Annotated in this window: 24 protein-coding genes; 13 read left to right on the top strand and 11 right to left on the bottom strand. The window is 62.5% G+C overall.

What is annotated here, in order from left to right:
• The 8 genes from ACFIQF_RS21675 to ACFIQF_RS21640 all read left to right on the top strand — a co-directional run bounded on the left by ACFIQF_RS21675 (window position 1) and on the right by ACFIQF_RS21640 (window position 7,532).
• Window positions 1-1,374, top strand: coding sequence for a c-type cytochrome (locus ACFIQF_RS21675; protein ID WP_393945726.1), 1,374 nt, complete (start codon window positions 1-3; stop codon window positions 1,372-1,374).
• A 171-nt stretch (window positions 1,375-1,545) separates the two neighbouring features.
• A complete protein-coding gene (locus ACFIQF_RS21670) occupies window positions 1,546-2,373 on the top strand; it encodes an ABC transporter substrate-binding protein (RefSeq protein ID WP_393945725.1) in 828 nt (275 codons plus the stop codon).
• 87 nt (window positions 2,374-2,460) lie between these two features.
• Window positions 2,461-3,282, top strand: coding sequence for an ABC transporter substrate-binding protein (locus ACFIQF_RS21665; RefSeq protein WP_393945724.1), 822 nt, complete (start codon window positions 2,461-2,463; stop codon window positions 3,280-3,282).
• A 137-nt stretch (window positions 3,283-3,419) separates the two neighbouring features.
• Window positions 3,420-4,244, top strand: a complete 825-nt coding sequence (locus ACFIQF_RS21660; RefSeq protein ID WP_393945723.1) for a transporter substrate-binding domain-containing protein — start codon at window positions 3,420-3,422, stop codon at window positions 4,242-4,244.
• 68 nt (window positions 4,245-4,312) lie between these two features.
• Entirely contained in the window at window positions 4,313-5,008 is a 696-nt protein-coding gene (locus ACFIQF_RS21655; protein WP_393945722.1) for an amino acid ABC transporter permease, read from the top strand.
• A 9-nt stretch (window positions 5,009-5,017) separates the two neighbouring features.
• Window positions 5,018-5,731 (top strand): amino acid ABC transporter permease, encoded by a 714-nt coding sequence (locus ACFIQF_RS21650; protein ID WP_393945721.1) that lies wholly within the window; start codon window positions 5,018-5,020, stop codon window positions 5,729-5,731.
• Window positions 5,728-6,468, top strand: coding sequence for an amino acid ABC transporter ATP-binding protein (locus ACFIQF_RS21645; protein ID WP_393945720.1), 741 nt, complete (start codon window positions 5,728-5,730; stop codon window positions 6,466-6,468). The genes ACFIQF_RS21650 and ACFIQF_RS21645 overlap by 4 nt, the downstream gene beginning before the upstream one ends.
• Before the next feature lie 35 nt (window positions 6,469-6,503).
• Complete coding sequence (locus ACFIQF_RS21640) at window positions 6,504-7,532, top strand: isopenicillin N synthase family dioxygenase (RefSeq protein WP_393945719.1); 1,029 nt, start codon at window positions 6,504-6,506, stop codon at window positions 7,530-7,532.
• An 88-nt stretch (window positions 7,533-7,620) separates the two neighbouring features.
• On the opposite strand, the gene ACFIQF_RS21635 is transcribed toward ACFIQF_RS21640, so the two are convergent.
• The 5 genes from ACFIQF_RS21635 to lysS all read right to left on the bottom strand — a co-directional run bounded on the left by ACFIQF_RS21635 (window position 7,621) and on the right by lysS (window position 12,460).
• Window positions 7,621-7,794, bottom strand: coding sequence for a DUF1328 domain-containing protein (locus tag ACFIQF_RS21635; RefSeq protein WP_393945718.1), 174 nt, complete (start codon window positions 7,792-7,794; stop codon window positions 7,621-7,623).
• A gap of 128 nt (window positions 7,795-7,922) precedes the next feature.
• Window positions 7,923-8,597 (bottom strand): mechanosensitive ion channel family protein, encoded by a 675-nt coding sequence (locus ACFIQF_RS21630; RefSeq protein WP_393945717.1) that lies wholly within the window; start codon window positions 8,595-8,597, stop codon window positions 7,923-7,925.
• 90 nt (window positions 8,598-8,687) lie between these two features.
• Window positions 8,688-9,713, bottom strand: a complete 1,026-nt coding sequence (locus ACFIQF_RS21625) for a hypothetical protein (protein ID WP_393945716.1) — start codon at window positions 9,711-9,713, stop codon at window positions 8,688-8,690.
• A 58-nt stretch (window positions 9,714-9,771) separates the two neighbouring features.
• Window positions 9,772-10,785 carry a hypothetical protein gene (locus ACFIQF_RS21620; protein WP_393945715.1) on the bottom strand — a complete coding sequence of 338 codons (1,014 nt, stop codon included), beginning with the start codon at window positions 10,783-10,785 and terminating at the stop codon, window positions 9,772-9,774.
• A gap of 130 nt (window positions 10,786-10,915) precedes the next feature.
• On the bottom strand, window positions 10,916-12,460 hold the full coding sequence (gene lysS, locus ACFIQF_RS21615; protein WP_393945714.1) for a lysine--tRNA ligase: 1,545 nt from the start codon (window positions 12,458-12,460) through the stop codon (window positions 10,916-10,918).
• Window positions 12,461-12,737: 277 nt separating this feature from the next.
• Between lysS and ACFIQF_RS21610 the strand changes: the two genes are divergently transcribed.
• Window positions 12,738-13,295, top strand: coding sequence for a YggT family protein (locus ACFIQF_RS21610; RefSeq protein ID WP_393945713.1), 558 nt, complete (start codon window positions 12,738-12,740; stop codon window positions 13,293-13,295).
• Between the two features lie 95 nt (window positions 13,296-13,390).
• Here the strand turns inward: ACFIQF_RS21610 and accD are convergent, their stop codons facing one another.
• From accD to truA, 5 genes are all read right to left on the bottom strand, one after another.
• Entirely contained in the window at window positions 13,391-14,263 is an 873-nt protein-coding gene (gene accD, locus ACFIQF_RS21605) for an acetyl-CoA carboxylase, carboxyltransferase subunit beta (protein WP_393945712.1), read from the bottom strand.
• A 64-nt stretch (window positions 14,264-14,327) separates the two neighbouring features.
• Window positions 14,328-15,137: a tryptophan synthase subunit alpha gene (trpA, locus tag ACFIQF_RS21600; protein ID WP_393945711.1), complete on the bottom strand. Its 810-nt coding sequence runs from the start codon at window positions 15,135-15,137 to the stop codon at window positions 14,328-14,330.
• Window positions 15,134-16,402, bottom strand: coding sequence for a tryptophan synthase subunit beta (gene trpB, locus ACFIQF_RS21595; protein WP_393945765.1), 1,269 nt, complete (start codon window positions 16,400-16,402; stop codon window positions 15,134-15,136). The genes trpA and trpB overlap by 4 nt, the downstream gene beginning before the upstream one ends.
• Entirely contained in the window at window positions 16,395-17,123 is a 729-nt protein-coding gene (locus tag ACFIQF_RS21590; RefSeq protein WP_393945710.1) for a phosphoribosylanthranilate isomerase, read from the bottom strand. Before ACFIQF_RS21590 ends, trpB begins: the two co-directional genes overlap by 8 nt.
• A gap of 15 nt (window positions 17,124-17,138) precedes the next feature.
• Window positions 17,139-17,957 carry a tRNA pseudouridine(38-40) synthase TruA gene (gene truA / locus ACFIQF_RS21585; protein WP_393945764.1) on the bottom strand — a complete coding sequence of 273 codons (819 nt, stop codon included), beginning with the start codon at window positions 17,955-17,957 and terminating at the stop codon, window positions 17,139-17,141.
• Window positions 17,958-18,177: 220 nt separating this feature from the next.
• Between truA and dnaB the strand changes: the two genes are divergently transcribed.
• Window positions 18,178-19,587, top strand: coding sequence for a replicative DNA helicase (gene dnaB, locus ACFIQF_RS21580; RefSeq protein ID WP_393945709.1), 1,410 nt, complete (start codon window positions 18,178-18,180; stop codon window positions 19,585-19,587).
• A 95-nt stretch (window positions 19,588-19,682) separates the two neighbouring features.
• Here the strand turns inward: dnaB and ACFIQF_RS21575 are convergent, their stop codons facing one another.
• Window positions 19,683-20,588: a LysR substrate-binding domain-containing protein gene (locus tag ACFIQF_RS21575; RefSeq protein WP_393945708.1), complete on the bottom strand. Its 906-nt coding sequence runs from the start codon at window positions 20,586-20,588 to the stop codon at window positions 19,683-19,685.
• A gap of 175 nt (window positions 20,589-20,763) precedes the next feature.
• Between ACFIQF_RS21575 and ACFIQF_RS21570 the strand changes: the two genes are divergently transcribed.
• The 3 genes from ACFIQF_RS21570 (at window position 20,764) to ACFIQF_RS21560 (ending at window position 24,947) form a co-directional block, all read left to right on the top strand.
• Window positions 20,764-21,900, top strand: coding sequence for a branched-chain amino acid ABC transporter substrate-binding protein (locus tag ACFIQF_RS21570; RefSeq protein WP_393945707.1), 1,137 nt, complete (start codon window positions 20,764-20,766; stop codon window positions 21,898-21,900).
• A 186-nt stretch (window positions 21,901-22,086) separates the two neighbouring features.
• Entirely contained in the window at window positions 22,087-23,619 is a 1,533-nt protein-coding gene (gene amaB, locus ACFIQF_RS21565) for an L-piperidine-6-carboxylate dehydrogenase (RefSeq protein WP_393945706.1), read from the top strand.
• 143 nt (window positions 23,620-23,762) lie between these two features.
• Entirely contained in the window at window positions 23,763-24,947 is a 1,185-nt protein-coding gene (locus ACFIQF_RS21560; RefSeq protein ID WP_393945705.1) for an NAD(P)/FAD-dependent oxidoreductase, read from the top strand.
• Window positions 24,948-24,995: the final 48 nt, after the last annotated feature.

The raw sequence follows: 24,995 nt of genomic DNA, 5'->3' as shown, positions 1-24,995 counted from the left end.
ATGAAAAAAGTCCTCAGCATTCTGATCGCCCTGGTTGTTCTGGGCATCGTCGCCGCACTGGCACTGGCTTACGCACCGTTCAAGCCCACGCCAGCCAACGAAACCCTGCCCGCCGACTGGAAGGCCGAAGCCGGCCGTGGCGAATACGTCATGCGCGCCGGCGACTGCATGGCCTGCCACACTGCCAAGGGTGGCGAGCCTCTGGCCGGTGGCAATGGCATCCACAGCCCGATGGGCGTCATCTGGGCCTCCAACATCACGCCTGACAAGGAAACCGGCATCGGCAACTGGACGCTTGACCAGTTCCGCGCTGCCATGGTGGACGGCGTCGGTGGCCACGGCCAGCAGCTCTACCCGGCCATGCCGTACGAGAACTATCGCTTCATGAAGGAAAGCGATATCCGCGCTCTGTACGACTACATCCAGACAGAAGTCAAGCCCGTGAAGAACCAGGTGGAGGCCACCAGCCTGAGCTTCCCGTTCAACATGCGTTTTGGCATCCGCGCCTGGAACTGGCTGGCCCTGTCGGGTGAATCGCAGTTCAAGCCCATGGCTGGCGACGAGCAGCAAATCCGCGGCCAGTACCTGGTCGAAGGCGCTGGCCACTGTGCCGCTTGCCACAGCCCACGCACGGCCTTCATGGCCCAGAACGGTACGCGCCTGTCGGACGCCAACTTCCTGACCGGCGGCGTGCTCGACGGCTGGACCGCTCCCGCCCTGCGCGGCGAAGGCTCGGCCATCAAGAACTGGACCGCTGCCGACGTGGCTGCCTACCTGGGCACCGGCCGCAACGTGCACGCTATTGCCAACGGTGAAATGGCCTTGGCCATTGAGCACTCGCTGCAATACATGACCGATGCCGACCTGAACGCCATGGGCGTGTTCTTGAAGAGCATGGATGGAAAGCCCGTGGAAAAAGTGGCTGCACAAGTTGCAACAGTCGGCCCACGCAGCACGCCTGCACTTGCTGCTGACGATGCCGGCAAAGCCACCGCTGCACTGCTGACCTCGGCCGCGCCCGACATGCCTTTGGGCGCCCGTCTGTACCTCGACAACTGCGCTGCCTGCCACTTCGTGTCTGGCAAGGGCTCGCCCGAGATCTTCCCCGAGCTGCAAGGCAACGCCATGGTGCAAGGCAAGGACGCCAGCCCGCTGCTGGGCGTGATCTTGCAAGGCACCTCCGTGCCTTCGACGGACCGCCGTCCCATGCACCTGGCCATGCAAGGCTATGCTGACCGCCTGACCGATGAAGAAGTGGCCCAACTCGCTACCTTTGTGCGCAAGGGCTGGGGCAACCAGGCATCGGACGTGAGCGCCAGCGAGGTGAGCAAGCAGCGCGCCAAGTTGAAAGCGGACGCCGCTCCTCAGCGCTAAAACCTGGCATTCCCAGACAAGCCTTGCAGTGAAATCTGCAAGGCTTTTTCTTTGCCTATCAGGCCAGGCACTTATTTCCTTATAAGTAAAAAATTGTTCATATAGGCTTCTTATAACTCTAAGATGGCTTCCTATCAGTGCCGCCGTGGGGCGGCCAGAAAAAGGATTGCCATGAAGAAGACGGGTGTGTGGGCTGCAGCGGCTGTGTTGGCGCTGGCCTGGGGTTCGGCGCAAGCCGATGTGCTGGCCGATATTCAGAAAAAGGGCGAAATCGTGGTGGGCGTGCTGGGCACGGACGAGCCCAACAGCTTTATCGATCCCAAGACCCGCGAGCTGGTGGGTTACGACGTAGACCTGGCCAAGGCCGTGGCCACCAAGCTGGGTGTCAAACCCGTGTTCAAGCAGCTGACGGTGGCGGCGCGCATCCCCGAGCTGCAGCAAGGCCATGTCGACTTGCTGGCCGCATCGCTCACCCACACCAAGGAGCGCGAGGCGCAGCTGGAGTTCTCCATCACCACCTTCATCACTGGCCAGACCGTGCTCGTCAAAAAGAGCAGCGGCATCAACGATGTGCCCGATCTGGCAGGCAAGCGCGTGGTCACCGTCAAGGGCGGCACGCAAGAGCCCAACACCAAGAAGGCGGTGCCCACGGCCACCGTCATCACCTTTGACACGGCGCCGCAGGCTTTCCAGGCTTTGCAGCAAGGCAAGGCAGCGGCTTTTGTGAACGACGACAAGAGCGTGGTGCGTGCCCTGGTGCAACTGGGCGAGCAAGGCAAGGACTACAAGATTCTGCCCTCGAACCTGAGCATCGAGCCGCTGGCGCTGGGCATCAAAAAGGGTGAGCTGACGTTGAAAAAAGCCGTGGACGACAGCCTGCGCGAGCTCGAAGCCAGCGGCAAGGCCGAAGCCTTGTACGAGCAGTGGTACGGCCAGGCCAGCCCCTTGAAGATGCCCAAGCGCAACTTCAAGCTCGACAGCGACAAGGTTGCCGACTGAGCAGCTCCAGCTGGCCAAGCGGGCTGAGACACCGAAACGGGCAGTTGCCACGCGCCTGCCCGTTTCCCAATAACAAGGAAAAAGAAAATGAAGCAAATTGCCTGGATGGGTGCAGCCTTGCTGGCTGCGGCGGCCAACACGGCCTGGGCAGACCAGTTGGCCGATATTCGCGCCAAAGGCGAAGTAGTGATTGGCGTGCTGGGCACGGCCGAGCCTTACAGCTTTATCGACCCCAAGACGCGCGAGCTGGTGGGCTATGAGGTAGACCTGGGCAAGGAGCTGGCCAAGGCCCTGGGCGTGAAGCCGGTGTTCAAGCAGCTGGCGGTGGCAGCACGCATCCCCGAGCTGCAACAAGGCCATGTCGATGTGCTGGCTGCTGCACTGGCCAAGACGCCTGAGCGCGAAGGCCAGATCGATTTCTCGTTGCCCACCTTTGTCACCGGCCAGAAGGTGCTGGTCAAGAGCGCAGGCGGGGTCAGCACGCTGGCGCAGCTCGACGGCAAGCGCGTCGTCACCGTCAAGGGCGGCACGCAAGAAGGCAACATCAAAAAGGCAGTGCCCGGCGTGCAAGTCATCACCTTTGACCAGGCTCCGCAGGCTTTTCAGGCGCTGCAGCAAGGCAAGGGCGCGGGTTATGTGGACGACGAAGCCGCTTTGCTCGATGCCGTGGCCAAAGCAGGCGATGGTGGCAAAGCCTTTGGCCTGTTGCCTGAGCGCGTCAGCACCACGGTGGTGGCGGTGGGCCTGAAAAAGAACGAGCCAGCGCTGAAAGCGGCAGTCAATGAGGCGCTGACGCAACTGGAGAAATCCGGCCAGGCCGAAAAAATCTTCTTCACCTGGTACGGCCCGCAAACCCGCCACCAGTACAGCGTGCGCGACTTCAAGTTCCAGGAAACCGCAGCCCGATAAGCACTGCCTTACCGATTGCAACAACAGCCTCGGGTTTGCGAGAGCGCAGCGGCCTGAAAGCCGCTGCTACAGTGTTCGGTGGCCTGAAACCGGTTCACGGTGGCAGATAGAACGAATACTACAAGGAGTAGAGCGATATGAAACGACGCATTTGGATGGCCGCAGTAGCGAGCCTGGTAGTTGCCAGCGGTGTGGCGCATGCCGACCAGGTGGCCGATATCCAGAAAAAAGGCGAGCTGGTAGTGGGCGTGCTCGGCACGGACGAACCGCTGAGCTTTATCGACCCCAAGACCCGCGAGCTGGCCGGTTACGACGTAGACCTGGGCAAGGCCGTGGCGGCCAAGCTCGGTGTCAAGCCGGTGTTCAAACAGATCACGCTGGCCGCTCGCATCCCCGAGCTGCAGCAAGGCCATATCGACTTGCTGGCCGCTTCGCTGACGCACAACAAGGAGCGCGAGGCACAGATCGACTTCTCGCTGACCACGTTTGTGGCTGGCCAGAAGGTGCTGGTCAAGGCCAACAGCGGCATCAAGGACGTGCCCGATCTGGCCGGCAAGCGCGTCTCCACCGCCAAGGGCAGCTCGATGGAAGTGAACATCAAGAAAGCCGTGCCCACGGTGACTGTGGTGTCGTTCGACACCTCGCCGCAAGCCCTGGTGGCCATGCAGCAAGGCAAGGTGGCGGCATTTGTGAACGAAGACCAAAGCTTGGCCCGCGCCCTGGTGCAACTGGGCGACCAGAGCAAGGACTACCTGATGCTGCCCACCAGCATCAGTTCCGAGCCGCTGGCGCTGGGTATCAAAAAGGGTGAAGCCGGTTTCAAAAAAGTGGTGGACGACACCTTGCGCGAGCTGGAAGCCGGCGGCAAGGCCGAGGCCATGTACGAGCAGTGGTTTGGCCAGAAAAGCGCTTTGAAGCTGCCCAAGCGCACGTTCAAGTTCGAAACCGACAAGATCGACTGAGGCAAGGCCTGGCCCTGTGAAGACAAGGCGCTGCACCCAGCGCCTTGTCTTGCTTATGGATAGCTGAGATGACGACTTTTGATGTGCAGATGCTCTTGCACGGCCAATACCACGAGATGCTGGTGGCCGGGCTGAAGATGTCGCTGCAGTATTTGTTTTTTGCCTTCTGGATTGCGCTGCCGCTGGCTTTGGTGGTGGCGCTGTGCCGCTTGTCGCCTTTCAAGGCGTTGCGCTGGATAGGTGCAAGCTTTGTGGAAGTGGTGCGCAGCATTCCGCTGCTGGCGCAAATGCTGTTCTGGTACTTTGGCGTGCCTGAGCTATTGCCCGCTGCCTGGAAAGAAGCGCTGTACGCCGGCCCGGTGGAATCGATCTGCGCCGTGCTGGCGCTGGGTGTCTACACGGCGGCCTACATGGCTGAAGACATTCGCAGCGGCATCCGCGCCGTGCCGAGTGTGCAGATGGAAGCAGCGCGTGCCTTGGGGCTGACGTACATGCGCACCATGCGCCTGGTGATCCTGCCGCAGGCTTTTCGCTTTACCGTGCCGCCACTCATTTCGCAAACGCTGAACATGTGGAAAGGCACCTCGATCGCCACCGTCATCGGCGCGGCCGAGATGATGTACCAGGCCGGCCAAGTCGAGAGCCAGTCGTTCCGCAGCTTTGAGGCGTTTGCCTTTGCCAGCGCAGCCTATCTGGCCGTGTCGCTGCTCATCACCATGGCGGCCGTCTGGTTCCAGCGCCGCTATCCGGTGCGCACGATGTAAGGGGGCGCTGTGCTGGAATTGATTCAAACCTATTGGTTGTATTTTCTGGTGGGCCAGTACCCCAACGGCCCGCTCGGCGGCTTGGCGCTGACCTTGATTTTGGCCAGCCTGGGCCTGTTGCTCTCGCTGCCGCTGGGCTTGGTGCTAGGCATGGCGCGCATCTCGTCGTGGCGCGTGGTGCGCTGGCCGGTAACGGCGCTGGTGTACGTGGTGCGTGGCACGCCGCTCTTGATGGTGGTGTTCTGGGCCTATTTCTTTTTGCCCAGCGTGACAGGTTACAAGACCGACCAGTTCTGGACCATGCTTATCGCGCTGGTGATTTTTGATGCGGCCTATCTGGCCGAGATTGTGCGCGCCGGCATTCAAGGGCTGCCGAAAGGGCAGATGGAATGCGCTCGCTCGCTGGGCTTGTCGTACTTCAAGGCCATGCGCACGGTGGTGCTGCCGCAGGCCATGCGCAACTCGTTGCCCTCGCTGGTGAACCAGTTCATCTCGACGATCAAGGAAACCTCGCTGGGCTACATCATCGGGCTGGCCGAGGTGAGCTTTATCGCCACGCAGATCAACAGCCTGGTGTTCACCAAGCCGGCCGAGGTGTTCGGCATTCTGGGCCTGACCTATTTTGTGCTGTGCTTTGGCCTGTCGCGCTTGGCATTTTGGATAGAGAAACGGCTGGAGCGCAAAGGCTTGGGCAACCGCCGTGTACAGAAGGTAGCTGCATGATTGAGCTGAAAAACGTGAACAAGTGGTATGGCGATTACCACGCGCTGGTCGATGTCAACGAGACCATTCCGACCGGTGAAGTGGTGGTGGTGTGCGGGCCTTCGGGCTCGGGCAAATCTACGCTGATCCGCACCATCAACCGCTTGGAAGAGATCCAGGGCGGCAGCATTACTCTGGATGGCCAGGATGTGCACGACCCCAAGCTGGATGTGAACCAGCTGCGCGCCGGCATCGGCTTTGTGTTCCAGCAGTTCAACCTGTTTCCGCACCTGACGGTGCTGGAAAACTGCACGCTGGCCGCGGTGCAGCTGAAAAAGCTGAGCGCCGCCGAAGCCAAGGAGCGCGCCATGGCGCTGTTGCAGCGCGTGGGCCTGGCCAATAAGGCGGATGCGATTCCCAGCCAGCTCTCGGGCGGCCAGCAGCAACGCGTGGCGATTGCGCGGGCGCTGACCTTGCGCCCGCCCATCATGCTGCTGGACGAACCCACCAGCGCGCTCGACCCCGAGATGGTGGGCGAGGTACTGCTGGTGATGCGCGACCTGGCCAAGGACGGCATGACCATGGTCTGCGTGACGCACGAGATGGGCTTTGCCCGCGAGGTGGCCGACCGTGTGATCTTCATGGACCAGGGCGCCGTGCTGGAGCGTGCTACGCCGGAAGACTTTTTCCAGCGCCCGCAGCACCCGCGCACGCAAAAGTTTCTGGCGGACATCCGTTCGCCGTTCGACAAATCCTGACCCCGGCGCGAGCCCGCCAGGACGTATTTCTTGTTATGACTACTGCTACTTCTTCTGCCACGGCCAGCCTGCCGGTGATCGATATTGCGGCGCTGCTCAAGCCCGGCGCCAGCGACGCAGAGCGCGCCCTGGTGGCCGATGCCATCGGCCGCGCTTGCCGTGAGCACGGGTTTTTCTACATCAGCCAGCATGGCGTGCCGCAAGCACTGATCGACAAGCTGCACACGCTGAGCCAAGAGTTTTTCAGCTGGCCCGAAGAGCGCAAGCTGCAATGGCGCATGGCTTTGGCCGGCCGTGCCTGGCGCGGTTATTTCAAGGTGGGCGGCGAGCTGACCTCGGGCCTGCCCGATTGGAAAGAAGGCCTCTACCTGGGCACCGAACTGCCGGCCGAACACCCGCTGGTGCAAGCCAAAACGCCGGTGCACGGCCCCAATCTCTTCCCCGATCTGGCCGAGTTCCGCGAAACCATTTTGCAGTACATGGACGCCGTCACCCAGGTGGGCCACCGCGTGATGGAAGGCATTGCGCTGAGCCTAGGCCTGCCGGCGCAGTATTTTGCCGAGCGCTATACCGCTGACCCGCTGGTGCTGTTCCGCATCTTCAACTACCCCAGCGTGGCAGTGCCCGCTGGCGTAGACGCACCTTGGGGCGTGGGTGAGCACACCGATTACGGCCTGTTGACTGTGCTGTACCAGGACAGAATTGGCGGCCTGGCCGTACACACGCCGCAAGGCTGGGTGGATGCGCCGCCGCTGCCCGGCACCTTTGTCTGCAACATTGGCGATATGCTCGACCGCATGACGGGCGGCTTGTACAAATCCACGCCACACCGCGTCAAGCGCAATACCTCGGGCACGGATCGCCTGTCTTTCCCGCTGTTTTTCGACCCCAATTTCGAAGCCCGCGTGCAGCGTATTGAAGGTCTGCAAGGCGCGCCGGACCGCGACGACAGCGCTGAGCGCTGGGACAAGGCCAACGTCCACGCTTTCAGCGGCCGCTATGGCGACTACCTGCTGGCCAAAGTCTCCAAGGTGTTTCCGCAACTCAAGGACGAAGTGCTGTAAGCAGCGCTCGCCCTTGATGGGCGGAAGCCATGAAAAATGCCTGCAAATCTGCAGGCATTTTTTTCATTTTTGCTGGGTCAGCAGGCCGCTAGGCGACCGCGCCTACGCCCAGCAAGGCCACAACCAGGAAGATCACGGTGATCGCAATAAAGATGTAGAACAGGAATTTTGCGATACCGGCAGCGCCCGATGCCACACCGGTAAAGCCAAAAACGCCGGCTACCAGCGAGATCAGGGCAAAGATGATGGCCCACTTCAACATACAAAACCTCCTTGCACTTGGAGCTTTTGAGCTTAGTGGCGAGGGCTCGTGCGCCGGGTGGGTGAATGGGGGCAGGCGCAGTAGGCGAGGGCTGACAAAGGCCTGGGCCAGCTGCAGCCTGTGCGGGTTTATGGCGCTGTTGAAGCTGGCGTTGCACTGCTTGGGGCCGCTGGCGTAGCTGTGGCCGGTGCCGGGCTTGCAGGCGCGTTGTTTTCTTCTGCTTTGGCAGCCTCGGGCGAGGGTGGCAAGCCGCTCCAGCGGCGTACCACTTTTTGGAACATGTGCGCGTTGGGGATCTGCAGCACGGCGCCGTGCTCTTTGTCGGCCACAAAATCCTGCAGCGTGGTGTAGAGCATGTTGATGTCGATCACCCGGCCTTTGGCGCCGGGTTTGTCCAGCGCATCCAGCACCTCGATGTAGTCGCCCAGGCGGTAAGGCCGCACGGTGAAAATCAGCAGCGCGCAAAAGAAGTTGGACAGCACGCTCCAGGCCGCAAAAAACGCCACCGCACCCACAGCGGCAAAGCTGGAAAACGCCGTCCACAACACGGTGGCGCTGACGCCCATGCGCTCCAACACCGCCAGCACGGTTGCCGCAATGATGAGCCAGCGCACCAGGCCTTTGACCGGTACTGTCAGCTCCAGCGGCCATTTGTAGTGGTAGGCCGCGCGGGTGATGAGCTTGCGCGTGATGTAGTGCAGCGCAATGGCCAGCAGCAGCACCAGGCCGATCTGGATGGCCGGGATGAGGATGTCCAGCCAGTCGGTGGCCCAGGCGGGAATCAGTGCTTTGAGTCGGTTCATGGCAGGCAAAAACAAGGCGATACAGGGTGGCGTGAACAACCCGTTAGCTTAACCGCATTGCGTGACGGGAGCGGGGCGCCCAGCAAAGCCTCAGGCCATGGGCAGTGTGGCGTGGTGCGCTTGGCAGCTGTCATCATGCCAAGTAACCAGCGGCTGCACTTCGGCGGTGATGGACTGCACGCCCAATTGGCTGACGAACTGGCAGGCGCTGTATTGCTGCGCTCGTGCGTCGTACTGCTGGTTCCAGCGTTGGCGCTCGGCAGCGTGTTTCTCTTTCACCGGCCAGCGGCGCGCTTGCTCGCTCGGGCCATTCATGCCCATGCGCCAAGGCTTGCCAGTGACGCGGGCGCGAAAGCACTGCTGGCGCTTGCACAAACGGGCGTAGAGCGGGTCTACCTGCAGCGCGGCAAACAGGGCTTTCACATCGGCATCGTCAAAGCGCATGGGCCGGTGGGTGACGATGACGCGCAAGCCTTTGGGTGTTTTGTACAGGCGCAGGCCCCAGTCCGGGTGTTGCTGGCTGAACGTGGTGATGCGCTCCAGCGCTGCTCTTTCCATCTCTGTCGCTGCTGACTGCCGGGGCCGTGCCAGCCAACGGCGCAGATTGCGTATGAAGAGCAGGGCGAAAAAGCCAATCCAGAGCCAAGACAGCAGATATTGTTTGGTGAAGGCCTGTGCTTCCAGCAGCAAGAGCAACAGCGGCCCCAGCGTCAAAGCCAGCGAGAACACCGGGAATAGATGCGGAAGCGGAGGCTTGGCTGGCGCGGTGTCCACATCGGCAATGGCCACATCAGGCGTGTTCAGGCAGTGCGCGCCGTAGCTGTTGCGCGTTTTTACTGCGTGGCCGCGCTCCTCCAATATTTCTTCACGGATAGGCGTTTCGCCGCTCAATCCATAGGTGCCGGCGTGTTCGATGCGCCGAAACCCCCGCCCCAATTGGCGTTGCTCGGGCGGTTGCAGCAACAGCTCCAGCGCCTCTTGCGCCCGCGCCTTGGCGTGGGCGTCAGCGGCCAGTTGGCTCTCGTCCGACCAGCCCCAGCGTTGCACTGTACAGCCGTGGCGCAGGCCGGTCTGGTGGCGCAAGCGCACTTGCGCCCAGTAGCGGGGAATCTGCATGCGCGCCAGTATACGGGTGGCAAAAAATGCAGCCCTTGGCCAGCTTTGGTGGCCAGCCTCAAGCCATGGGCAGCGTGGGCCGCAAGGCGTGGCTGGCCTCGTCGTGCCAAGTGACCAGTGGCTGCACCTCGACGGCGATGGACTGAACGCCCAATTGGCTGACGAACTGGCAGGCGCTGAAGCCGGGGACCTGCTCGTCGTAATCCTTGTTCCAGCGCCAGCGATCGGCGATGTATTTCTCGGCCACTGGCCAACGCCGGGCTTGCTCGCTGGGGGCGGTGATGTCCATGCGCCAAGGCTTGCCAGTGACCCGGGCGCGAAAGCACTGCTGGCGCTCGCACAGGCGGGCGTAGAGCGGATCGACCTGCAGCGCGGAAAACAGGGTTTGCACATCAGCATCGACGGAGCGCATGGGCCGGTGGGTGACGATGATGCGCAGCCCCTTGGGTGTGTTGTACAGGCGCAAGCCCCAATCGGGGTGTTGCTGGCTGAACGCTGTGACTTGCTCCACGGCCGCGAGTTTGGGGTCTCTGCGCTGTGCATAAGCTTTGCGGACGGCCAGCCAGTGCTTGAACATGCGCAACGCCAACAGCGCAGCTGCTGCCAGCGAAACCCAGGCCACCATGACCCAGCCTTGCGCCATGCACAGCACATACCAGCCCAGCGTCACCACGGCCAGCGTGGCCAGCGGCAGCGCATTGGGTTCAGGCAAAGGCGGCGCAAAATCCACATCGGCAATCGCGACATCGGGCGTGTTCAGGCAGTGCGCGCCGTAGCTGTTGCGCGTTTTCACTATGTTGCCGCGCTGCTCCAACACCTCTTCGCGGATAGGCGTTTCACCGTTCAGGCCATATTCACCCAGGCGCTCCATGCGCTGAAAACCGCGCCCCAATTGGCGCTGCTCTGGTGGTTGCAGCAACAGGTCCAGCGCCTCTTGCGCCCGCGCCTTGGCGTGCGCTTGCGCGGCCAGCTGGTTCTCGTCCGACCAGCCCCAGCGCTGCACCGTAAAGCCGTGGCGCAGGCCGGTTTGGTGGCGCAAGCGCACTTGCGCCCAGAAGCGGGGGATTTGCATGCGCGCCAGTATATGGGCGAGGATCGCAGACCGGCTAGCGCGGTTTACACGCATAAAAAACTGCCAGCGCTTGTTAACCAAGTGCTGGCAGTGGTGTGCCTTGCAAGGCCGCTGCGGGCGGCCGTGGCGATTACTGTTCGCGGCGCAGGGCGGGGAACAGAATGATGTCGCGGATGCTGGCCGAATCGGTCAGCAACATCATCAAACGGTCGATACCGATACCGCAGCCGCCGGTGGGAGGCATGCCGTATTCGAGGGCGCGCACAAAGTCGTGGTCGAAGTACATGGCTTCGTCATCGCCACCATCTTTGGCGGCTACCTGGGCGTTGAAGCGGGCGGCCTGGTCTTCGGCATCGTTCAGCTCGGAGAAGCCGTTGCCGAACTCGCGGCCGGTGATGTAGAGCTCAAAGCGCTCGGTCACTTCGGGGCGGTCGTCGTTGGCGCGGGCCAGCGGGCTGATCTCGGTCGGGTGCTCCATGATGAAGGTGGGGTTCCAGAGCTTTTCTTCGACCACTTCTTCAAAGTACAGCACTTGCAGGCTGGCCAGCGTGCGGGTGCTGAGCTTGTCCTGCTCTTCCTTCATGCCCAGCTTCTTCAATGCATTGATCAGCCAGTCGCGGTTGCCCACGTTGTCGCCGGCTTCGGTGTACTTGACGATGGCTTCAGGGATGGTCAGGCGCTCGAAAGGCTGGGCCAGATCGACCGGCTTGCCGCCGTAGCTCAGCTGCAGCGTGCCCACGGCCTTTTGCGCGGCGTCGCGCACCAGGGCTTCGGTGTAGTCCATGATGTCGCGGTAGTTCCAGTAGGCCGCGTAGAACTCCATCATCGTGAACTCGGGGTTGTGGCGCACCGAGATGCCTTCGTTGCGGAAGTTGCGGTTGATCTCGAACACGCGCTCAAAGCCGCCGACGATCAGGCGCTTGAGGTAAAGCTCGGGCGCAATGCGCAGGTACATGTCCTGGTCGAGCGCATTGTGGTGCGTGATGAAAGGCTTGGCGTTCGCTCCGCCGGGGATGGGGTGCAGCATGGGCGTTTCGACTTCGAGGAAGCCGTGCTGCACCATGAAATCGCGAATACCGGCCACGGCCTTGCTGCGGGCCACAAAGCGCTGGCGGGCGCTGTCGTCGATCATCAGATCCACATAGCGCTGGCGCACCTTTTGCTCCAGATCGGCCATGCCGTGGAACTTGTCGGGCATGGGGCGCAGGCTCTTGGTGAGCATGCGGATCTTGGTGGCCTTGATCGACAGCTCGCCGGTCTTGGTCTTCATCAGCGTGCCTTCGGCGCCGATGATATCGCCCAAGTCCCACTTCTTGAAATCGGCGTACACGTCTTCGCCCACGGCGTCGCGCGTCACGTACAGCTGGATGCGGCCGGTGGCGTCTTGCACGGTGGCAAAGCTGGCCTTGCCCATCACGCGCTTGAGCATCATGCGGCCGCCGACGCTGACCGTGACGGCCTGGGCTTCCAGCGCCTCAGGCTCGGTCGCTTCGTGCGCAGCGATCAGTGCTGCTGCGCGGTCGGCGGGCTTGAAGTCGTTAGGGAACGGCACACCACCCTGTGCTTTGGATTGTTCGCGCAGGGCTTTGAGCTTTTCGCGGCGCTCGGCAATCAGTTTGTTTTCATCTTGCGCAGCCACGGGTGCTGCGTCGTTGGTGGTGTGGTTTTCAGACATGAAGCAAGCCAGCCAAGCGCTGGTAATCGGCCAAAACCCGCTATTTTAAGATTTTTGCCGCCGCCCCGGTCCGCAATAGCCGTAGTGCCCGACTGCGGTGCGGCTTTTGCGTGGGTGGCGAGGCAGCGCCGGCGCCCGGGAAAGCTTGTCGGCGCAGGGTTTTTTGCTGCCAGGGATTGCCGGTCAGTATTTACAATGCTGCAATAACGCTTGCTGTCATTGGTTTTGCAGCTTCTTTTTGTATAGCATTCGGGCGCCAGCCCAGGGTGGATTGAGCATGCTTTTTCAGATTTTGTCGCTGCTGCTGAATGTGGTGGGTGGTTTGCTCACCGGCGCTTGCCTGCTGCGCTGGTACATGCAGCAGCAGCGCGTGTCTTTCAATAACCCGCTGGGCCAGTTGGTGCTGGCGCTCACCAGCTGGATGGTGCTCCCGCTGCGCAAGCTGAGCAAAAGTTTGCCGGGTGGCGACTGGGCCAGCCTGATCGGCGCCTGGCTGGTGCAGCTGCTGCAGTTTTTTCTGCTGTGGCTGCTGCTGGGTGGCGTGGCACCGATTGCCTCAGTGCTGGTGGTTGCCACCATTGGCGTGGCCAATATTGCGCTGTCGACCATGGTGGTTGTTACCCTGGTGCACTGCATTTTGTCGTGGCTGGGCACGGGCAACGCCGTTATCCAGGCCGTCTTTTACCAACTGACCGCGCCTTTGCTGCGCCCGCTGCGCAAAGTCATCCCGCTGGTCGGCGGCGTGGATCTCTCGCCCATCGTGCTGATGGTGCTGCTGCAGGTAGTGGCCATTGTGCTGGCGGGTTTGCAGTCGAAGCTGTTGTTGGTGGTGTAGTCGTTAAGTGACTGCAGGGTTGATCTAAGAAGCCACAACAAAAAACGCCAGCGATTTGCACCGCTGGCGTTTTGTGTTTGGGTAACTGCTAAAGCTTAGGCCACAGCATCGGCCGGCATGCGTTGCAGCATGGCCAGGCTGCTGGCGATGCGGTCGCGCAGTTCGCGGCGGTCGACGATCATGTCCACGCCGCCTTTTTGCTGCAGGAACTCGGCGCGCTGGAAGCCTTCGGGCAGCTTCACGCGCACGGTGTTCTCGATCACGCGGGGGCCGGCAAAGCCGATCAGGGCGTTGGGTTCGGCCATGACGATGTCGCCCATGAAGGCGAAGCCGGCCGAGACGCCGCCCATGGTCGGGTCGGTCAGCACGCTGATGTAGGGCAGGCCCTTCTTGGCAAAGCGGGTCAGCGCGGCGTTGGTTTTGGCCATTTGCATCAGGCTCAGCAGGCCTTCTTGCATACGTGCGCCACCGGTGGCGGTGAAGCAGACGAAAGGTACTTTCTGTTCCATGGCGGTTTCGACGCCGCGCACAAAGCGCTCGCCGACCACCGAGCCCATGGAGCCGCCCATGAACTCGAACTCAAAGCAGGCGACCACCAGGTTGATGCTCTTGACCGAGCCGCCCATCACCACCAGGGCGTCGGTTTCGCCGGTGTTCTCGAGCGCTTCTTTCAGGCGCTCAGGGTATTTGCGGCTGTCCTTGAACTTGAGGGCGTCGACCGGCAGCACTTCCTGGCCGATTTCGTAGCGGCCTTCGGCGTCCAGAAACTGGTTCAGGCGGGCGCGTGCCGACATGCGGTGGTGGTGGCCGCACTTGGGGCAGACGCTGAAGTTCTGCTCCAGATCAGTCTTGTAGAGCACGGCTTCGCAGGCGGGGCACTTGATCCACAGGCCTTCGGGGATCTGGCGGCGTTCGGCCGGATCGGTTTGCTGGATCTTGGCGGGTAACAGTTTTTCTAGCCAGGACATGTTTTTCTTCCTTTGCTCCAGGAGCTTGTCGGGCTGCCGCGCTGGCAGCAGCCCAAGGGGCGCATTATGCGTCAAGCGCCTTGCGGATGCCGCGCAAAAAGTCAGACACGAGGGGGACGACTTTCTCGTGCGGCTGGTTTTCAATCAGCTGGATGATGCGCGTGCCGATCACCACGGCATCGGCCACTTTGCCAATGGCCTGGGCGGTTTGCGCATCGCGAATGCCAAAGCCCACGCCCACGGGGATGTGCACATGCTCGCGGATCTTGGGCAGCATGGCTTCCACCGCTGCCGTGTCCAGCGTGCCGGCACCGGTCACGCCCTTGAGCGAGACGTAGTAGACATAGCCGCTGGCCACACGGGCCACTTGCTGCATGCGCTCGGCCGTCGAGGTAGGGGCCAGCAGGAAGATCAGGTCCATGCCATGCTGGCGCAGGTCGGCGGCGAAGGCTTCGCATTCTTCGGGCGGGTAGTCTACCACCAGCACTCCGTCCACACCGGCGGCAGCGGCATCGCGCACAAAGCTGCCGGCGCCGTGGATCTGGTCGTAGCGCTCGACCGGGTTGGCGTAGCCCATCAGCACCACCGGGGTGGCGTCGTCTTTTTTGCGGAACTCGGCCACCATGGCCAGCACCTGCTTGAGGCCCACGCCCAGCGAGAGCGCTTTTTCGCCCGCTTTCTGGATGACGATGCCATCGGCCATGGGGTCGGAGAAGGGCACGCCGAGCTCGATCACGTCGGCACCGGCCTCGACCATGCCGTGCATCAGCGCAGGCGTGATGTCGGCAAACGGAAAGCCGGCGGTGACGTACGGAATCAAGGCCTTGCGGCCGGCCAGTTGCAACTGGTCAAAAGTGGCTGCAATGCGGCTCATTTGGAATGTGCTCCTTTCACGGTCACGCCGCGGCTGGAAGGTTGGGTGTAGAAATCCACGCCCGACAAATCGGCCACGGTGCCGATGTCCTTGTCGCCCCGGCCCGAGAGGCAGACCAGGATGGATTGCTCAGGGCGCATGGTTTTGGCCAGCTTCATCGCGTAGGCGACGGCGTGGCTCGATTCCAGCGCGGGGATGATGCCTTCGGCATGGCACAGGTAGTGGAAGGCTTCGAGCGCCTCTTTGTCGGTGATGCCGACGTATTGCGCGCGGCCAATCTCCTGCAGCCAGGCGTGCTCGGGGCCGACGCCGGGGTAATCGAGGCCGGCGCTGATCGAATGGGTTTCGGTGATCTGGCCGTTGTCGTCTTGCAGGATGAAGGTGCGGTTGCCGTGCAGCACGCCCGAGCTGCCGCGTTGCAGCGAGGCCGAGTGTTTACCACTGTCCAGGCCTTCGCCGGCCGCTTCCACGCCGATCAGCTGGGTTTTTTCGTACGGAATATAGGGGTAGAAGATGCCCATGGCATTGCTGCCGCCGCCCACGCAGGCCAGCACTGCATCGGGCTGCTCGGCGGCCATGTGCAGGTCTTTGAACAGCTCGGGCATTTGCTCGATGCATTCCTTGCCGATGACGCTTTGGAAATCTCGCACCATCATCGGGTAAGGGTGCGGGCCCGCCACCGTGCCGATGATGTAGAAGGTGTTGTCCACATTGGCCACCCAGTCGCGCATGGCTTCGTTGAGCGCGTCCTTGAGGGTTTTGCTGCCCGATTCGACCGGCACCACGGTGGCGCCCAAGAGCTTCATGCGGTAGACGTTGGGGCTTTGGCGCTTGATGTCTTCGCTGCCCATGTAGATCACGCATTCGAGCCCGTAGCGCGCGCAGATCGTGGCCGTGGCCACGCCGTGCTGGCCGGCGCCGGTTTCGGCAATGATGCGCGGCTTGCCCATGCGCTTGGCGAGCATGGCCTGGCCGATCACGTTGTTGATCTTGTGCGCGCCGGTGTGGTTGAGGTCTTCGCGCTTGAGGTAGATCTGCGCGCCGCCCATTTCACGCGACATGCGCGCTGCGTGGTAGACGGGCGAGGGACGGCCCACGTAGTGCGCCAGCTCGTACTGAAACTCGCGCAGAAACTCCGGGTCGTTCTGGTACTTGGCGTAGGCCTCACGCAGCTCGGTGAGCGCGTGGGTCAGGGTTTCGCTGGCGAAAGAGCCGCCATAGGGGCCAAAGTGGCCGGCAGCGTCGGGTTGTTGGTATTCAAACATAGGGATTTTGGGCAAGAAGCGCGTCGGCTGCACGCACGGCAGCGACGAACTGGTGGATCTTGTCGGCGTCTTTTTGGCCTTTGACGGGGTGGCCGTCGGGCCCGGTTTTCTCGACGCCGGAGCTCACATCAACCGCGAGCGAAACGCAGCGCGGCCTGACCTGCACAATGCCATCGGTCACGTTTGCAGGCGTGAGTCCACCAGACAAAACGAGATGAGAGGCTACGTTTGTTGGAAGCAGTGACCAATTGAATGCCTTGCCGCCACCACCGAATCCGTCAACATGGGCGTCGAGCAGAATGGCTTTGGCGTGTGAATATCGATTTGCGTATTCTACGAGGTCGAACTGCGCCGCAGCGTCACCAAGGGGTATGCGCGCTGCGCGCAGAAAAGCGCGTTCGCCGCCGCGGGTAGCAGCCAGGCAATCCTCGGGCGATTCGTCGCCATGGAACTGCGCCACAGCGCCCGGCACCGCAGCGCAAGCGGCCATCACCTGGGCTGGGTCTTCATTAACAAAGAGCAGCACAGGCGTGACAAAAGCCGGCAGGCGGCGAGCCAGCTCGGCAGCGCGCGCCACGCTGACGGCGCGCGGGCTTTTGGCGTACAGCACAAAGCCAATCGCATCGGCCCCGGCGGCCACGGCGGCATCCACATCCTGCTCGCGGGTCAGGCCGCAGATTTTGATGCGGGTACGGATAGGGGAGAGTGCAGCGGTGCTCATGGAGCAAGGTCTCCTTCAGGCAAACCAGTCGAACGTGATGGCTTCGGTGGGCAGGCCCCAGTGCGCGTCGTACTGCGGGCCCAGAAAATACAGCCCATCGGGCGAAAAAGTGGGTGCGGCCACCTCGCGGCTGCGCGCTTCAAGCACCTCCTGCATCCACTGCGGCGGCTTGACGCCCTGGCCGATCATGATGAGGCAGCCCATGATGTTGCGGATCATGTGGTGCAAAAAAGCGCTGCCCTGGAAATCGAAGCGCCAGTAGCACGAAGGCACGCCTTCGCGCGAGGCGCTCAGCCGCATCGGGCTGTGCGCAATATCGATGGCGTAAAGCGTTTTCACCGGCGTTTTGGCTTGGCAGCCTGCTGCGCGGAAGGACGAAAAGTCATGCTCGCCCAGCAAATACTGCACCGCTTGCTGCATGGCCGCCAGATCCAGCGGCTGAAAAACCCAGCCCACCCGGCCAAACTCTACGCTCGGCCGCACCGGCGATTGCAGCAGCGCATACCCATAGCGGCGCGAGGTGGCGCAGGCGCGGCTGTGAAAAGCGTCCGGCACGGCGCGCGCCCACTGCACGGCAATGTCTTTGGGCAAAAAAGTGTTGGTGCCGCGTACCCACGAAGCTTCGGTACGTTCTACCGGCGCGTCGAAATGCACCACCTGCATCAGGCCGTGCACGCCCGCATCGGTACGGCCGGCACAAATGGTGGCCACAGGAGAAGCAGCGAAGCGGCCCAGGGCCGCTTCGAGATGGTCTTGGACAGTGTTGCCGGACGGCTGGCTTTGCCAGCCCTGGTAGGCCTGCCCGTTATAGGTGATACCCAGTGCGATGCGCATGGGGTGGATCATACCTGCTGGCGCAGGTCGGCCGGAGCGGTTGCGCAGCGGCCGGCTGGCAGCGCAAAAACCAGGCATTTCGCGGCTGTCAATGTGGGAAATCATGGCCAGGCCAGCCGCCACCTCGTCCGCAGGCTTGGCATTCGACTTGCGCTATTCTTGGGGGAATAAAGCGTCGGCAGCCGAGCGGCGCGCATCCCCTTCTTGAGTACTTCCCCCCATGTCAGAGACTTTTCCCCCGATGGACGATGCGTTCATCCCTCCCGATAAACAGGTGGCGCAGCTGCGCATTCCGCCGCACTCGATCGAGTCCGAGTCGAGCGTGCTGGGCGGTCTGCTGCTCGACAACAACGCCTGGGACCGCGTGGGCGACGTGCTGTCCGAAGACAACTTCTACCGCCACGAACACAAGCTGATTTTTGCCGCCATGGCCAGCATGATCAACGCCGGCAAGCCAGCCGACGTGATCACGGTGTACGAGCACCTGCAAAGCATTGGCAAGGCCGAAGAGGTAGGCGGCCTGGCCTACCTGAACCAGCTGGCGCAGTACGTGCCCAGCGCCACCAATATCCGCCGCTATGGCGAGATCGTGCGCGAGCGCTCCATCTTGCGCAAACTCGTCACCGCCAGCGATGAGATCGCCACCAACGCCTTCAACCAGCAGGGCAAAACGGTGGACCGCATTCTGGACGAGGCCGAGCAGAAAATCTTTGCCATTGGCGAAGAAGGCTCGCGCATGAAGCAGGGTTTCCAGTCGCTGGACAACCTGGTGGTGGACTTGCTCGACCGCGTGCAGGAGATGGCGGACAACCCGGTCGATGTGACCGGCGTGCCCACCGGCTTTGTCGACCTGGATCGCATGACCAGCGGCCTGCAGGCGGGCGATCTGGTGGTGCTGGCGGCGCGTCCCTCGATGGGCAAGACCTCGTTTGCGGTGAACATTGCCGAGCACGTAGCGCTCAACGAAGGCCTGCCGGTAGCCATCTTCTCCATGGAAATGGGCGCGGCCCAGCTGGCGGTGCGTATCGTCGGCTCGATCGGCCGCGTTAACCAGGGCAATCTGCGCACTGGCAAGCTGACCGACGACGAGTGGCCGCGCCTGTCGGAAGCCATTGAGCGCCTGCGCACCGTCAGCCTGCACATCGACGAAACGCCGGGCTTGACTCCGTCTGAGCTGCGCGCCAACTCGCGCCGCCTGGCGCGCCAATGCGGCAAGCTCGGCCTGATCGTGGTCGACTACCTGCAGCTGATGAGCGGCTCGGGCTCGGCTGCCAGCTCGGACAACCGCGCTACCGAGCTGGGCGAAATCAGCCGGGGCTTGAAGATGCTCGCCAAAGAGCTGCAGTGCCCGGTGATTGCGCTCTCGCAGCTCAACCGCTCGGTGGAGCAGCGCACCGACAAGCGGCCCATGATGTCTGACTTGCGTGAATCCGGCGCTATCGAGCAGGACGCGGACATCATCATGTTCATCTACCGCGACGACTACTACAACAAAGAGAGCAACGAGCCCAATGTGGCCGAAGTCATTATTGGCAAGCAGCGTAACGGCCCGACGGGCACGGTCAAGCTCTTCTTCCAGAAGAACCAGACCCGCTTTGAAAACCTGATGGTGGGCGCGGACGATTATTGATTGCGTTGATGGCGCAGCTCTGCGCTTTGCCCTCGTAATAACGGCCAGCTTGGGTTCACACCGGGCTGGCCGTTTTCATGGGGCAGTTCAAACCTTTATTCGTCGGCGTCGGCCTGGCTTTGCTGAACCACCCACTGTTCGAAGGCCAACAGCGCCTGTGAAGGCTCGCGGTAGCTGGGGTGGCTGAACCAGTAGCTTTGCGTGCCGGGCAGGGTTTGCTCGTGGGCGCGCACCACCTGGCCGGCATCCAGCGCCGGCTGCACTAGCACTTGTGGCACCAGGCCAATGCCCAGCCCGGCGCTGGCGGCCATGATGACCATCGAAAACAGCTCATAGCGCGGCCCGCGCGAGGCTTGTACCGAATAATCCCAGCCCAGCTGCGCATACCAGTCGCGCCAGGCGTTGGGCCGGCTTTCCAGGCCGATATGCACCAGGCTGCGCCAATCCTGCTCGCTGGCCAAAGCGTGTTGCTCGGCAAACGCCGGGCTGCAAACAGGAATGCAGACACCATCGCGCGCAATGCGCTGGCCCCGGGTTTGGGGCCAGAGGCCGTCGCCGGAGTAAATGGCGCCGTCAAAACCGCTTTCCTCAAAAGCAAACTGCTCCGAGCGCACCGACAGGTGCACGTGGATATCGGGGTGCAGCTGCGCAAAAGCGGGCAGGCGCGGCACCAGCCACTGCGTGGCAAAGCTGGAGACCACGGCCAGGTGGATGGCGTAGCCCTGGGCGCGGCTGTTGGAGATTTCCTGCGTGTCTCGCTCCAGCCCGTTGAGGTGCAGGCGCACGCGCTGCGCATATCGTTTTCCCGCATCGGTGAGCATGACGCGGCGTTTGTGGCGCACAAAAAGCGGCACGCCCAAACGGTCTTCCAGCGCGGCCACATGGCGGCTGACGGCGCTGGCAGTCAGCGCCAACTCGTTGGCAGCACGGGAAAAATTGCCGTGGCGGGCCGAGGCCTCGAAGGCCATCAAGAGCCCGATATTGGGAATCGCGTTGCGCATGGGCGGGGGACTTTGTTCAAAAAACGCACGATGTCTGGCTATTTTCGCATTTTGTTGTTCCAACTTGTTCACCTAGTATTTTCTGCATCACGCGGTCTGCCGCACGCACGGCAGAGTTTTGGCCCTCGACACGGGAGCGTCCATGCAGCGCCCCGGCATTTTTGGAGACACGGAAATGGTGGTTCAGAAGCAGACAGTCTGGCTGGTGGGTGGTGTGGCATTGGTGTCGTGCCTGGCGGCAACGCAGGCGAGCGCGCAAACGGTAAAGATCGGCCATGCGGCGCCGCTGTCTGGCCCCATGTCGCATTGGGGCAAGGACAACGAGAACGGCATCCGCCTGGCGATTGAAGAGCTGAACGCGCAAAAGCTGGTGATCGGCGGCAAGCCGGTGCAGTTCGAGCTCAAGTCCGAAGACGACCAGGGCGACCCCAAGCAGGCCGTGGTGGTGGCCAACCAAATGGTCGATGGCGGCGTACAAGCTATGCTGGGCCACTTCAACTCGGGCGCGGCCATTCCGGCAGCGCCCATCTACAACAAACAAAGCATTCCCAACCTCTCGCCCGCCACCAACCCCGGTTTTACCGAACTGGGCTACAACAATGTCTTCCGCGTGCTGGCCAGCGATGCTGACGTGGGCGCCGCGCTGGCGCAACTGGCCGTAGGCAAGCTCGGCGCCAAGCGCATTGCCATCGTGGACGACCGCACCGCCTATGGCAAAGGCTCGGCAGACGATTTCAGCAAGCGCGTCAAAGCCCTGGGCGCCGAGATCGTGGCGCAGGAATTCACCACCGACAAGAGCGTGGACTTCTCGGCCATTCTCACCAACATTCGTGGCAAAAAGCCCGACGTCATCTTCTACGGCGGCATGGACGCGCAAGGCGGCCTGATCGCCAACCAGATGAAGCGCCTGGGCGTCAAGGCCAAGCTCATGGGCTCGGACGGCTTGTGCACGGCGGAAATCCTGAAGATCAGCCAAGGTGCGGTCAACGACGTGCTCTATTGCAGCCGGGGCGGCGAAGAGCTGGCCAAGCGCCCCAAGGGCGCCGATTTTGCCAAGCGCTACCAGGACCGCTTCAAGACCGAAGTGCTCACCTATGGGCCCTTCATGTACGACGCGATGATGATCGTGGCCGCCGCCATGAAAAAAGCGGATTCCACCGAGCCCGCCAAATACCTGGCTGCGGTACGGGATGTGAATTACGAAGGCGTGACCAACACCTTCAACTTCGACGACAAAGGCAATCTGAAAAACGCCGGCGTCACCGCCTATGTGTACAAGGACGGCAAGCAGACCCAGATTCCCTACCAATAAGCGATAAGCCCTGGGCCCCGGCTGGCTGGTGCTGCCGGCCAGTTGCCTGGGCGACTGGCGGCACGCGACTGGTTGGCCCCGCCCCTTTATAGTGAAAACCACCGCTTGCGCCTGCCCAGGCAGCGCGAGCAGCTTCTTTTTTGATAGTAGGCCGCCCCCGGCCTGGAGAGCAAGGAAAGACGAGCGATGACTGCATCCACCACCCGTTTGAAAGACATCTGCCAACAACTGGCGCTGGATCTGCAGCCCCTGGCAGGCCAAGACATTGCCAGCCGTTCGCCGGCTGACGGCGCCACCTTGGCCACGCTCAAAGCGCACAGCGCGCAGCAGGCCAACGACGCGATCCAGGCTGCGCACAACGCGTACCTGCAGTGGCGCAGCGTGCCTGCGCCCGTGCGTGGTGAGTTGGTGCGCCGCTTTGGTCAAACCCTGCGCCAGCACAAGGCTGCGCTGGGCGCGCTGGTCTCGGTAGAGGCGGGCAAGATCACCTCCGAAGGACTGGGCGAAGTGCAAGAGATGATCGACATCTGCGACTTCGCCGTCGGCCTGTCGCGCCAGCTGCATGGCCTGACCATTGCCAGCGAGCGCCCCGGCCACCGCATGATGGAAACTTGGCACCCGATGGGTGTGGTCGGCATCATCTCGGCCTTCAACTTTCCGGTCGCCGTATGGTGCTGGAACACGGCGCTGGCGCTGGTGTGCGGCGATGCCGTGGTGTGGAAACCATCTGAGAAAACGCCGCTCACCGCCGTGGCCTGCCAGCATTTGCTGGAGCAGACGATTGCCGCCTTCAACCAAGAGCAGCCGGGCGCCGTGCCCGCAGGCATCAGCCAGTTGCTGATTGGTGGCCGCGATGTGGGCGAAGTGCTGGTGAACAACCCGCTGGTGCCCGTGGTCAGCGCCACCGGCTCCACCCGCATGGGCCGCCAGGTGGGCGCCAAGGTGGCCGAGCGCTTTGGCCGCTCGATCCTGGAGCTGGGCGGCAACAACGCCATGATCGTCACGCCCAGCGCTGATCTGGAGCTGGCTGCCCGCGCCATCACCTTCGCCGCAGTCGGCACTGCCGGTCAGCGCTGCACCACTTTGCGCCGCCTGATCGTGCACAAGAGCGTGGCCGAGCAACTGGTGGCGCGCCTCGAAAAAATCTACGGCAGCATTGCCGTGGGCGACCCGATGACCGAGGGCACCCTGGTCGGCCCGCTGATCGACCAGGCTTCCTACGAAGCCATGCAAGCTGCGCTGGCGCAAGCCAAGGCCGATGGCGGCACGGTGGTGGGCGGCCAGCGCGAGCGCGAAGACCTGGGCGCCAACGCCTATTACGTGCGCCCGGCGCTCGTCAAAATGCCTGCGCAAACCAAGGTGATGGAGCACGAAACCTTTGCGCCGATTCTGTATGTCGTCACCTATGACGGCAGCACCGAAGACGCGATTGCGCTGCAAAACGGCGTACCGCAAGGCTTGTCGTCGGCTATCTTCACCAGTGATCTGCGCGATGCCGAGCGCTTCATGTCGCCAGCGGGCAGCGACTGCGGTATTGCCAACGTCAACATCGGCACTTCGGGCGCCGAAATTGGCGGTGCCTTTGGTGGTGAAAAGGAAACCGGCGGCGGCCGCGAATCTGGCTCGGACGCGTGGAAAGGCTATATGCGCCGCGCCACGAACACCATCAACTACAGCGGCGCGCTGCCCTTGGCGCAAGGTGTGCGCTTTGACGTTTGACCCCCTGAGCCGCTAGTGCGGCTTCCCCCGCTCTCTCCGTGCGGGGGCAGCACCACTGCGGTGCGGCCGGCTCCGGCCCTTGCTTGGGCCGTGCTGGGTTGGAGCGATTGAGCTGGACCTGAGTTTGTTCGTGAGAGATCGTGATGAATGAGCAGCCTATTGTGATCGTCGGCGGTGGCGCGATTGGTAGCGCCATTGCCTACTTTCTGACCCTGCAGCAGCCGGGCTTGCCGGTGCTGGTGATCGAGCGCGATCCGAGCTATGCGCAGGCCTCGTCGGCGCTGTCGGCGAGCTCGATCCGGCAGCAGTTCTCGACGGCGATCAATATCGCGCTGTCGCAGTTCGGCATCGGCTTTTTGCGCAATTTGCAAAACGAATTGGCGGTGGGTAACGACCGGCCGGACATCGGTCTGGTGGAAGACGGTTATCTCTACCTGGCCACGGCAGCCGGTGAGGCTGTGCTGCGCGAAAACCATGCACTGCAGCGCGAGCACCAGGTGGATGTGGCGCTGCTGGAGCCAGTGCAATTGCGGGCGCGCTTTCCATGGCTGAACGTGGATGACATCGTGCTCGGCTCGCTCGGGCTCTCGGCCGAAGGCTGGTTCGATGGTTATCTGCTGATGGCATCGCTCAAAGCCAAGGCGGTATCGCAGGGCGTGCGTTATTTGCGTGCCGAGGCTGCAGGCGTGGAGCAATCCAAGCACGATGGCGTAACGCACGTGGATGCCGTGCTGTTGGCCGATGGCACGCGCATCGCGTGCCGCGCCATGGTGAACGCGGCGGGCGCTTGGGCCAAACCGGTGGCTGCTTGGTTGGGCGTTGATTTGCCCGTGCATGGCAAGCGGCGCACGGTGTTCAACCTGTCCAGCCCGGCGCAGCTGCCGCGCTGCCCGTTGCTGATCGATCCGAGTGGCATCTGGCTGAGGCCAGAAGGCAAAGGCTTCATCGCGGGCTTTTGCCCCGAGCCGCAGTTTGACGGCAATGACATTCCGCTGGACGTGGAGCACGAGGCTTTCGAGAGCTTTGTCTGGCCCACGCTGGCCGAGCGTATTCCCGGCTTTGAAGCGCTGCGCGTAGAAAGCGCCTGGGCGGGCTACTACGAGATGAATCTGTTTGACCACAACGCCATCCTCGGCCTGCACCCGAGCTGCGACAACGCCTATTTCGCCAATGGTTTTTCCGGCCACGGCCTGCAGCAAAGCCCGGCTGCTGGCCGCGCCATTGCCGAGCTGGTGCTGACCGGGCGCTACCAGACGCTGGATGTCAGCCCGCTGGGCTGGGAGCGCCTGCTGCGCAACGAGCCGCTGCTGGAAAAATGCATTATTTGAGGCTGCGCTTGCCGCAGCAAAGAGCAGGGTGCCGGAAGGTTTCAGGTA

Source organism: Comamonas trifloxystrobinivorans, assembly GCF_043359985.1.
In the GTDB taxonomy this organism is placed as follows: domain Bacteria; phylum Pseudomonadota; class Gammaproteobacteria; order Burkholderiales; family Burkholderiaceae_C; genus Comamonas; species Comamonas trifloxystrobinivorans.
The sequence above is the reverse complement of the archived record's forward strand: the minus strand, read 5'-3'. Positions and strand labels throughout refer to the sequence as shown.

What these genes read in the sequence shown, in the direction of transcription:
- ACFIQF_RS21675 (WP_393945726.1), top strand. Translation starts at nt 1, where the DNA reads ATGAAAAAAGTCCTCAGCATTCTGATCGCCCTGGTTGTTCTGGGCATC.
- ACFIQF_RS21670 (WP_393945725.1), top strand. Translation starts at nt 1,546, where the DNA reads ATGAAGAAGACGGGTGTGTGGGCTGCAGCGGCTGTGTTGGCGCTGGCC.
- ACFIQF_RS21665 (WP_393945724.1), top strand. Translation starts at nt 2,461, where the DNA reads ATGAAGCAAATTGCCTGGATGGGTGCAGCCTTGCTGGCTGCGGCGGCC.
- ACFIQF_RS21660 (WP_393945723.1), top strand. Translation starts at nt 3,420, where the DNA reads ATGAAACGACGCATTTGGATGGCCGCAGTAGCGAGCCTGGTAGTTGCC.
- ACFIQF_RS21655 (WP_393945722.1), top strand. Translation starts at nt 4,313, where the DNA reads ATGACGACTTTTGATGTGCAGATGCTCTTGCACGGCCAATACCACGAG.
- ACFIQF_RS21645 (WP_393945720.1), top strand. Translation starts at nt 5,728, where the DNA reads ATGATTGAGCTGAAAAACGTGAACAAGTGGTATGGCGATTACCACGCG.
- ACFIQF_RS21640 (WP_393945719.1), top strand. Translation starts at nt 6,504, where the DNA reads ATGACTACTGCTACTTCTTCTGCCACGGCCAGCCTGCCGGTGATCGAT.
- ACFIQF_RS21635 (WP_393945718.1), bottom strand. Translation starts at nt 7,794, where the DNA reads ATGTTGAAGTGGGCCATCATCTTTGCCCTGATCTCGCTGGTAGCCGGC.
- ACFIQF_RS21630 (WP_393945717.1), bottom strand. Translation starts at nt 8,597, where the DNA reads ATGAACCGACTCAAAGCACTGATTCCCGCCTGGGCCACCGACTGGCTG.
- ACFIQF_RS21625 (WP_393945716.1), bottom strand. Translation starts at nt 9,713, where the DNA reads ATGCAGATTCCCCGCTACTGGGCGCAAGTGCGCTTGCGCCACCAGACC.
- ACFIQF_RS21620 (WP_393945715.1), bottom strand. Translation starts at nt 10,785, where the DNA reads ATGCAAATCCCCCGCTTCTGGGCGCAAGTGCGCTTGCGCCACCAAACC.
- lysS (WP_393945714.1), bottom strand. Translation starts at nt 12,460, where the DNA reads ATGTCTGAAAACCACACCACCAACGACGCAGCACCCGTGGCTGCGCAA.
- ACFIQF_RS21610 (WP_393945713.1), top strand. Translation starts at nt 12,738, where the DNA reads ATGCTTTTTCAGATTTTGTCGCTGCTGCTGAATGTGGTGGGTGGTTTG.
- accD (WP_393945712.1), bottom strand. Translation starts at nt 14,263, where the DNA reads ATGTCCTGGCTAGAAAAACTGTTACCCGCCAAGATCCAGCAAACCGAT.
- trpA (WP_393945711.1), bottom strand. Translation starts at nt 15,137, where the DNA reads ATGAGCCGCATTGCAGCCACTTTTGACCAGTTGCAACTGGCCGGCCGC.
- trpB (WP_393945765.1), bottom strand. Translation starts at nt 16,402, where the DNA reads ATGTTTGAATACCAACAACCCGACGCTGCCGGCCACTTTGGCCCCTAT.
- ACFIQF_RS21590 (WP_393945710.1), bottom strand. Translation starts at nt 17,123, where the DNA reads ATGAGCACCGCTGCACTCTCCCCTATCCGTACCCGCATCAAAATCTGC.
- truA (WP_393945764.1), bottom strand. Translation starts at nt 17,957, where the DNA reads ATGCGCATCGCACTGGGTATCACCTATAACGGGCAGGCCTACCAGGGC.
- dnaB (WP_393945709.1), top strand. Translation starts at nt 18,178, where the DNA reads ATGTCAGAGACTTTTCCCCCGATGGACGATGCGTTCATCCCTCCCGAT.
- ACFIQF_RS21575 (WP_393945708.1), bottom strand. Translation starts at nt 20,588, where the DNA reads ATGCGCAACGCGATTCCCAATATCGGGCTCTTGATGGCCTTCGAGGCC.
- ACFIQF_RS21570 (WP_393945707.1), top strand. Translation starts at nt 20,764, where the DNA reads ATGGTGGTTCAGAAGCAGACAGTCTGGCTGGTGGGTGGTGTGGCATTG.
- amaB (WP_393945706.1), top strand. Translation starts at nt 22,087, where the DNA reads ATGACTGCATCCACCACCCGTTTGAAAGACATCTGCCAACAACTGGCG.
- ACFIQF_RS21560 (WP_393945705.1), top strand. Translation starts at nt 23,763, where the DNA reads ATGAATGAGCAGCCTATTGTGATCGTCGGCGGTGGCGCGATTGGTAGC.